Below are 6,271 nucleotides of genomic sequence, written 5' to 3' on the forward strand. Positions count from 1 at the left end.
CCGGTGTCAAGCGAGCTCGGCGCCGGGGGAAGTGCTGGGCGTCGCAGGTGCAAGGGCTCGGGACACCACGGTGCAGGGTTCGACGCTCTCGGTAAGCGCCTGGGCGTGACGCCAGGCCTTGGCCAGGTGCAGCACGGCCTGCTCGTACGTCCGGTAGTCGGTGGTCTCAGCGGCGTCGTTGGCCTCGGCGAGCGCCTGGATGAGGGCGACGGCCTCGGGGACCGTGAGGTCGTCGAGAATGGCGAGCTCGGCGCTGCGGCAGGGGTCGATGCAGAGCTGCCCGTACTCGTCCTTGATGCGGTCGTGGTCCCGTTGGATCCCCTGCCAGCGCCCGGCACTGGGCCTGGAATCCGGGGCCGGGCGGCTGGGTCGGGGGCGGAGGATGTCGGTGAGCGTCGCAATGAAGTGGGGCGCTTTGTAGGTGAAGACGATGCAGGCGACAACGCTTCCGCCCCAGCGCAGGTACAGCAGCAGCGAGTGCATCCACTGCTGGCCTGCGTCCACCATCGTCATCGGCCCGTGGCGCGCAGCTCGTGCGCGTGGCACAGGACCGGGGCGATGAAGATGCTGATCTTGTTCACCGTCCACCGGCCCCCGGTGAGCTCGCCGGGCGGTACCTCGTCGACGATCCTGCCCTTCTTGCCCTTGGCCCGGGGGTCGTCCTCACAGGCGAGGATCTCTACCTCGTCGCCGGCCTTGAACATCTGCTTCTCCTCGCGTGGTTGGCGTAGGGGTGGTGTGTCCGAACGTGGGGCGGCGGTCGGCGCCGCGGACCGGGGCGGCCGGCCTGCGTGGTGGCCGCCCCGGGGTGCTGGTCAGCCGGACTGGCGGATCGGCATGATCAGGTAGCGCAGCGCGGTGGGGTCCGCATCGGCGGGGACGAGGAGCGCCGGCTTGACCGGGTTGACGATCTGCAGGCGGATCCGGTCCGTCTTCAGCGCCGTGACGCCGTCGAGGAGGTAGCCGGGGTTGAAGGCGATGGTGACGGGGGCGCCGGTGAGCAGGTCGGTGGTGGCGGTGACCTGGTCGCGGGCGGAGGCGTCGTCGGTGGTGCCGGCGCTCAGCATCAGGGCGCCGTCGGTGAGGTGGAGCTTGACGGGGTGGCCGCGTTCGGCGACGAGGGCCACGCGCTTGACGGCGTCGGCGAGTTCGGCGGCGTCGAGGTCGGCGGTGGCGGTGAAGTCGGTGGGCCACAGGCCCTTGTGGTCGGGGAGCTGGCCGTCCATGGCGCGCAGGGTGAGCGTCCGCGTGCGGCCGGCCAGGCCGAGGACGCCGTGGGAGGCGGGGATGGTGAGGTGGACCTGGTCGTCGGTGGCGAGGATCTTGGCGGCTTCGGCGAGGGACTTGGCGGGGATGGTGGTCTGGGTGGTGGCGCCGGTGGCTGCGGCGGGGGTCCAGGGGATGGGTCGGAGGGCGAAGCGGTAGCGGTCGGTGGCGGCGAAGGTGATGGTGTCGTCGGTGATCTCGGCCTGGATGCCGGTCAGGATGGGGAGGGCGTCGTCGCGGCCGGCGGCGGTGGCGACCTGGTGGATCGTCTCGGCGAGGGCGGGCCCGGCCACGGTGCCGTTGGCCTCGGCGGGGCGGGGCAGGGTGGGGTACTCCTCCAGCGGGAGGGTGTGCAGGGTGTAGCGGGTGCGGCCCGAGGTCAGCAGCAGGCGGGCGCCGTCGAGTTCAAGGTCGACCGGGTGGGTGCCCTTGATCGTGCGGGTGATGTCGGCGAGGAGCCGGCCGGAGACCAGGACGGTGCCCGGGGTGGTGGTCTCGGCGTCCACGGTGGCCTGGGCGCTGGTCTCGTAGTCGAAGGCGGCGACGGTCAGGGTGCCGGTGGCGGCTTCCAGCCGGATCGCGGCGAGGGCGGGGACGGGGGGCTTGGCGGGCAGGGCACGGGCGGCGTCGGTGACGGCGGCCGCGAGCGGGGCGAGGTCTGTACGGAGCTTCATCGGTGCTCCCTTCCGAGCGTGCGGGCGGGTGGCCGGCCGGGGCCGGGGTGCACCCGGGTGTGCGGGAGTGGCCGGGGCCGTCCGTCCGGTAGCAGGAAGAGGCCGTGCCGGACGGACGGGTGAGCGGGAGTGGCCGTCAACCGGTGGAGGCGGCGCGGCGCTCGGCGCGCAGTCGGCGGCGGTCGCTGAGGGTGGTGCCGGCCCAGATCGCGGATCCGGCGCGGGACGGGTGGTCCAGGGCCCACGCCAGGCACTGCGCGCGGGTGGACTCCGGGCAGCTGCTGAGGCAGGCCCGCTTGCCGTTCAGGCGCTGCTTCGGGGTACCGGTCCAGTCCTCGGGGTCGGCCTTCGGCGCCCGGCACGGTTCGTTGCCGGTCAGCTGCGGCCACGGGGCGGGTTCGGTGGTGGTCACTCCCCCACCCCCGTGGTGCCGGCCGCCGGGACGGCGGCGGTGGGCAGCAGGTGCTCGAAGGGCTCCCAGGCCGTCAGGTCGTACAGGTTCAGCAGGTCGACGTCGACCACGGCGCCCTGCTCTTCGTCGCCGAGGTCCAGGTGGCTGGGCTTCAGGCCGTCGTTGGTGTAGGCGTCGGGGTCTTCGTCGAGGTCGAGGTCGGCCACCACGACGGTGTCGCCGGTGCGCTCCAGGACGTAGAGGCGCCGGATCGGGGCGTCGTCCTCGTCGGTGTCCGGGCGGCGGACCCAGGTCTGGCGGGTGGCGGCGATGGCCCAGGCCTCGCCGGCGTCGACCGCGTCGGTGACTGCGGTGCAGGCCTGCGGGTACGTGGTGCCGGCCTCAATGAGTTCGTTGACGCGGGCCACGATGTGGTCGCTGAGGGCCTGGGTGCCGATCAGCCAGGTCAGGGAGGCGAGGCCGGTCATGACGCCGCTCCCGTCGGGATGAGGGTGCGGGAGATCTTGGTGGCGGCGAGGAGGTGGTGGAGCGCGGAGCCGTGGTGGTGGGAGCCGAAGGTGGCGGGCATGCCGCAGTTCCAGCAGTCGGCCTCGTCGCCCGTCCAGGAGACGTCGCAGCGGCTGCAGACGAACGCGCGGTCGGCGAGGAGGGGGTTGGCCTTGGCCAGGGACTTCAGGAACCGGCCGGCGGCGCCCAGGCTACGGGTGGTGGAGGTGTTGTGCTGCTTGCGGCGGGTGGCGTGCATGATGGTGGTCTCTCTCTCGTATTTGGCGGGTGAGGGGCCCGGGGCGGCCGGCGGTTTCTCAGGCCTTGACGGCCGTCCCGGGGCGGATCTAGCGCTCGATGTCGTGGTGCGTGGCCTGGTCCCAGCGCATGTCCCAGTCGGCACGCAGTCCGCGGGCGGACCAGTCGGTCGGCTTGGTGGCGGCGGGGACGTCCTGGCCGGCCAGCGTGTGCAGGAGTGCCATCTCCCAGGCGCGCTGTGCGGCCTGGCGGGCCTCGCGGCCGTTCTCGGCGAGGCCGGTGAAGACGTGGACACCGCGTTCGCCGGTGGCGCTGTGCTCTATCGGGACGTCGACCTCCCACATGAACTGGGTCATCGTCATCCCTCGGCGTCCGGGTCGTAGTCGGCGAGGACAGGCAGCACAGTGATCTGGATACTGGTCACGGACTGGTCGTCCGGGCCGGGACCGAAGAGCACGAGGTCCTCATCGGTGTAGCCGTCGATGTTCTCCGGCACCCACCCCGCGCGGGTTCCCTCCGGGAGGGGGCAGCGCTTCAGCCATGCTTCACCCTGGGCGCGGGCCGCCTCCTGGGTGGTGAAGGTGGCGTACGGGATGTTGCGGCGTGAGACGCGGTACACCGCGAGCGCGGCCGACTTCTCGTCGGTGAGGCGGGTGATCCCGGGGAAGACCGCCTCGGCCGCGGCCAGACGGGCTTCGATCACCATGGTGGCGCCAAGGATCTGAAGCATCTCGGCGGTGAGCCGCAGCGTGCCGGCGGCGACGCGGCGCCGGATGTCGGCGAGCACGGTGGCGGGGTCGGGGTTGGGGTGGGGGACGGTGGTGGAGGTCATCGGTTCTCCGTCTCATGGCGGGCCGGGCTGTCCGGTCCTCGGCGGCGCCCGGGCCGGCCGTGACCGGGCCGGGCACCGCGGGGGGCTGTCAGCGGCCGGTCATGGCCGGCAGGTGCAGGGCCTCGTCCAGTACGGTCCAGAGGGTGGTGCTGGGCTCGAACGCGCGGGCGGCGATGGTGAGCTGGGCGGCGCGGGCGACCGTGTCGAAGGCGGTCTCGTTGATGAGGCTGCTGGGCCAGGCTCCGCGGAGCTCGTAGCGGGTCCAGGTCCGGCCGTACCGGGTGTAGTCCATGCCGTTGACGCGGGTGACGACCAGGCCTCGCTGCTGATAGTCGCCCGGGCACTGGACGAGCAGGAGAAGACCGGCCTTCTCGGCGGCTTCGGCGAGGCGGGTGCGGACCGCGGGGTCGGCGACGAAGCCGGTGACGGCGGCGCGCTGCTCCCACAGGTTGCCGTTGTAGTCGGCGGCGTCGTGGCCGGGCTGGAAGGAGTCCGTGAGGAATCCGGCCCGGTTCGCGGCGGCCATCTGGCTGGTGAGCGGCTGCATCTCGTCGTCGGGGCCGTAGTTCGGCTTGACCCCGGGGTGGGTGCGGATGTCGCCTTCGAGCCAGCGTGCGGTCAGCTCGGCGAGGTCGGAGAAGGTGGTGGCGGCGCGCCAGCGGCGGCGGTCCGCGCGGTTGGTCCAGGGAAGTCGGATCGGCATGAGGGTTCTCCTGTCGGTTTCAGAGCTGAGAGGCCAGGGACTCGGCGCCGTAGGCCTCGGTCTCGCGCTGGTCGATCAGCAGCTCGTAGGCGCTGACGGTGTTGGGCTTCATGGGCTTCCGGCCCCAGACGTGGTTGAGGTAGTCGAGGTGGAGGCCGCGGGCGGTGCGGTCGCCGAGCTGGTGGGCGTGGACGAGCTCGTGCACGAAGGTCTCGGCGACGTCCCGCTCGCTGCGCATGTTGGGGATCTGGAGGACGATCAGCACGCCGTCACGGCCGATGGTCGTCTGGCCGAACGCGCTCCGGGAGTGGCGGTCCGAGCGGCTGACGGCGTTGACGTGCGTCGGGTTGATGCCCGGCAGGAGCTGCGCCTCCGCGGTGTTCACGAGGTGGTCCATCTGGCTGGTGTCGCCGTTGAGGATCACGTGGATGGCCGACGGCAGGGAGCCGAACTTCTCGCGAACCAGCTGCTCGGCGTCGGGGGCGATGCTCTTGGCGTACTTGCTGTAGCGGCCGCCTCCGAAGAGGAAGCGCTCGATGGTGATGCGCATGGGGTGCCTTCCGGATCGAGTTCGGGTAGATCGGGGGGCCGGCGCAGAGGGATCGCATCGCGCTGGGGTGCCATCCCTCTACACCGGGCGTTCAGTCGGGGAGGACCGGGCCCTGCCAGTCGTTGTCCCAGGTGGGGTTGGACCGTTCGGCGTTCTGGGCCACGGCCGCCAGCTGCGCGTGAACGGCTGCCATCTGCACCCACACGGCGGCCTCGGCCAACTGGCCGGGCTGGCCGTTGAGCAGGTCGCGAGCCTCCTGGAGGGCGTCCTCGGCCTCGCGGAAGTGGCGCTTGCTGTCCATGGCTGTTCCCCTGTGGTCGTTGGGAGGCGGAGGAATGGGTAGCAGGGAGGATCCGGAGGTGGATCCGAACCCCCACCGACAAGAAAACTATACCCACAACTCATCACTACGTCTAGGGGAATCGCCTCTTTCAGTCCCCCGCTCGCTCGGCGAGCTCAGCGGCCCGCTGGAGGAGGTCGAGGACGGCGCCCACGGTCGGGACGGCGACGTTGTTGTGCACGGCGATGTCGAACTGGCGGCTGAGGGCCTTCGGGTCGCGACCCTCGCTGCGCCACTGCGCCTCCAGCCGAGCGCGGTAGGCGGGCGCCGGCTGGGCGTACGCGGCAGGTTCGGTCATCGCGGAGCGGATGTAGATGTGGGAGCGGTTGGTCGTGTCGGCGTCGGCCGGGGCTGCCATGAGGGCGCCGAGGATGCAGTGGCGGCCGGTCGCGTCGCGGAGTTCTCCGCGGCACCAGCCGCCAGCGGCCAGCGCGGCCGCGGCGCGGCGGATGTGGACGCTGGCGCGGGTGGCCGGGCGCTGGTGGCGGCGGGTGATGCGGTCGAACAGGGTGGGCCGGGCGGCGGCCTGGGCAGCAGCGGTGGCCCGCTCGCTGCGCTCGACCTCGGCGAGGCCGGCGGCCACCAGGGCGGGAATGTCGAAGCCGGCCGCGGGGGCGGGCTCGGAGGGGGCCGGGGCGGGCGCGGCGTAGGGGGTGATCGTCTTGAGCCAGGCTTCGACCTCGTCGGCCAGGAGGCGCGTGCTCACGTCGGGAACCTGGGTGCCATAGGCGGCGGGTGCTGCGTAAGCGG

General features: G+C 72.2%; 11 protein-coding genes and 1 pseudogene. All 12 read right to left on the bottom strand.

Annotation, left to right across the window (positions count from 1 at the left end; genetic code table 11):
- Positions 1-6 precede the first annotated feature (6 nt).
- A complete protein-coding gene (locus J7I97_RS33925) occupies positions 7-513 on the bottom strand; it encodes a hypothetical protein (protein WP_214943109.1) in 507 nt (168 codons plus the stop codon).
- Positions 510-704, bottom strand: coding sequence for a hypothetical protein (locus J7I97_RS33930; protein ID WP_214943113.1), 195 nt, complete (start codon positions 702-704; stop codon positions 510-512). The genes J7I97_RS33925 and J7I97_RS33930 overlap by 4 nt, the downstream gene beginning before the upstream one ends.
- A 111-nt stretch (positions 705-815) precedes the next feature.
- Positions 816-1,940, bottom strand: a complete 1,125-nt coding sequence (dnaN, locus tag J7I97_RS33935) for a DNA polymerase III subunit beta (protein ID WP_214943116.1) — start codon at positions 1,938-1,940, stop codon at positions 816-818.
- 136 nt (positions 1,941-2,076) lie between these two features.
- Positions 2,077-2,352 carry a WhiB family transcriptional regulator gene (locus J7I97_RS39285; protein WP_214943119.1) on the bottom strand — a complete coding sequence of 92 codons (276 nt, stop codon included), beginning with the start codon at positions 2,350-2,352 and terminating at the stop codon, positions 2,077-2,079.
- A complete protein-coding gene (locus J7I97_RS33945; protein WP_214943122.1) occupies positions 2,349-2,819 on the bottom strand; it encodes a hypothetical protein in 471 nt (156 codons plus the stop codon). The genes J7I97_RS39285 and J7I97_RS33945 overlap by 4 nt, the downstream gene beginning before the upstream one ends.
- Complete coding sequence (locus tag J7I97_RS33950) at positions 2,816-3,097, bottom strand: hypothetical protein (RefSeq protein ID WP_214943125.1); 282 nt, start codon at positions 3,095-3,097, stop codon at positions 2,816-2,818. The genes J7I97_RS33945 and J7I97_RS33950 overlap by 4 nt, the downstream gene beginning before the upstream one ends.
- Positions 3,098-3,185: 88 nt before the next feature.
- Entirely contained in the window at positions 3,186-3,458 is a 273-nt protein-coding gene (locus tag J7I97_RS33955) for a hypothetical protein (protein WP_214943128.1), read from the bottom strand.
- On the bottom strand, positions 3,455-3,928 hold the full coding sequence (locus J7I97_RS33960; protein WP_214943131.1) for a hypothetical protein: 474 nt from the start codon (positions 3,926-3,928) through the stop codon (positions 3,455-3,457). The genes J7I97_RS33955 and J7I97_RS33960 overlap by 4 nt, the downstream gene beginning before the upstream one ends.
- 88 nt (positions 3,929-4,016) lie before the next feature.
- A complete protein-coding gene (locus J7I97_RS33965) occupies positions 4,017-4,631 on the bottom strand; it encodes a hypothetical protein (protein WP_214943134.1) in 615 nt (204 codons plus the stop codon).
- A gap of 19 nt (positions 4,632-4,650) precedes the next feature.
- Positions 4,651-5,181 (bottom strand): hypothetical protein, encoded by a 531-nt coding sequence (locus J7I97_RS33970; protein WP_214943137.1) that lies wholly within the window; start codon positions 5,179-5,181, stop codon positions 4,651-4,653.
- A gap of 91 nt (positions 5,182-5,272) precedes the next feature.
- The gene (locus J7I97_RS33975) at positions 5,273-5,482 is read right to left on the bottom strand and encodes a hypothetical protein (protein WP_214943140.1); all 210 of its coding nucleotides are present in this window, start codon (positions 5,480-5,482) and stop codon (positions 5,273-5,275) included.
- A 130-nt stretch (positions 5,483-5,612) separates the two neighbouring features.
- Positions 5,613-6,271: pseudogene (locus tag J7I97_RS33980) on the bottom strand (hypothetical protein); the annotation flags it as partial.

This window comes from Streptomyces sp. ISL-87 (assembly GCF_018614095.1).
In the GTDB taxonomy this organism is placed as follows: domain Bacteria; phylum Actinomycetota; class Actinomycetes; order Streptomycetales; family Streptomycetaceae; genus Streptomyces.

Coding starts and splice junctions, on each gene's coding strand:
- J7I97_RS33925 (WP_214943109.1), bottom strand. CDS start 513: ATGACGATGGTGGACGCAGGCCAGCAGTGGATGCACTCGCTGCTGCTG.
- J7I97_RS33930 (WP_214943113.1), bottom strand. CDS start 704: ATGTTCAAGGCCGGCGACGAGGTAGAGATCCTCGCCTGTGAGGACGAC.
- dnaN (WP_214943116.1), bottom strand. CDS start 1,940: ATGAAGCTCCGTACAGACCTCGCCCCGCTCGCGGCCGCCGTCACCGAC.
- J7I97_RS33945 (WP_214943122.1), bottom strand. CDS start 2,819: ATGACCGGCCTCGCCTCCCTGACCTGGCTGATCGGCACCCAGGCCCTC.
- J7I97_RS33950 (WP_214943125.1), bottom strand. CDS start 3,097: ATGCACGCCACCCGCCGCAAGCAGCACAACACCTCCACCACCCGTAGC.
- J7I97_RS33955 (WP_214943128.1), bottom strand. CDS start 3,458: ATGACGATGACCCAGTTCATGTGGGAGGTCGACGTCCCGATAGAGCAC.
- J7I97_RS33960 (WP_214943131.1), bottom strand. CDS start 3,928: ATGACCTCCACCACCGTCCCCCACCCCAACCCCGACCCCGCCACCGTG.
- J7I97_RS33965 (WP_214943134.1), bottom strand. CDS start 4,631: ATGCCGATCCGACTTCCCTGGACCAACCGCGCGGACCGCCGCCGCTGG.
- J7I97_RS33970 (WP_214943137.1), bottom strand. CDS start 5,181: ATGCGCATCACCATCGAGCGCTTCCTCTTCGGAGGCGGCCGCTACAGC.
- J7I97_RS33975 (WP_214943140.1), bottom strand. CDS start 5,482: ATGGACAGCAAGCGCCACTTCCGCGAGGCCGAGGACGCCCTCCAGGAG.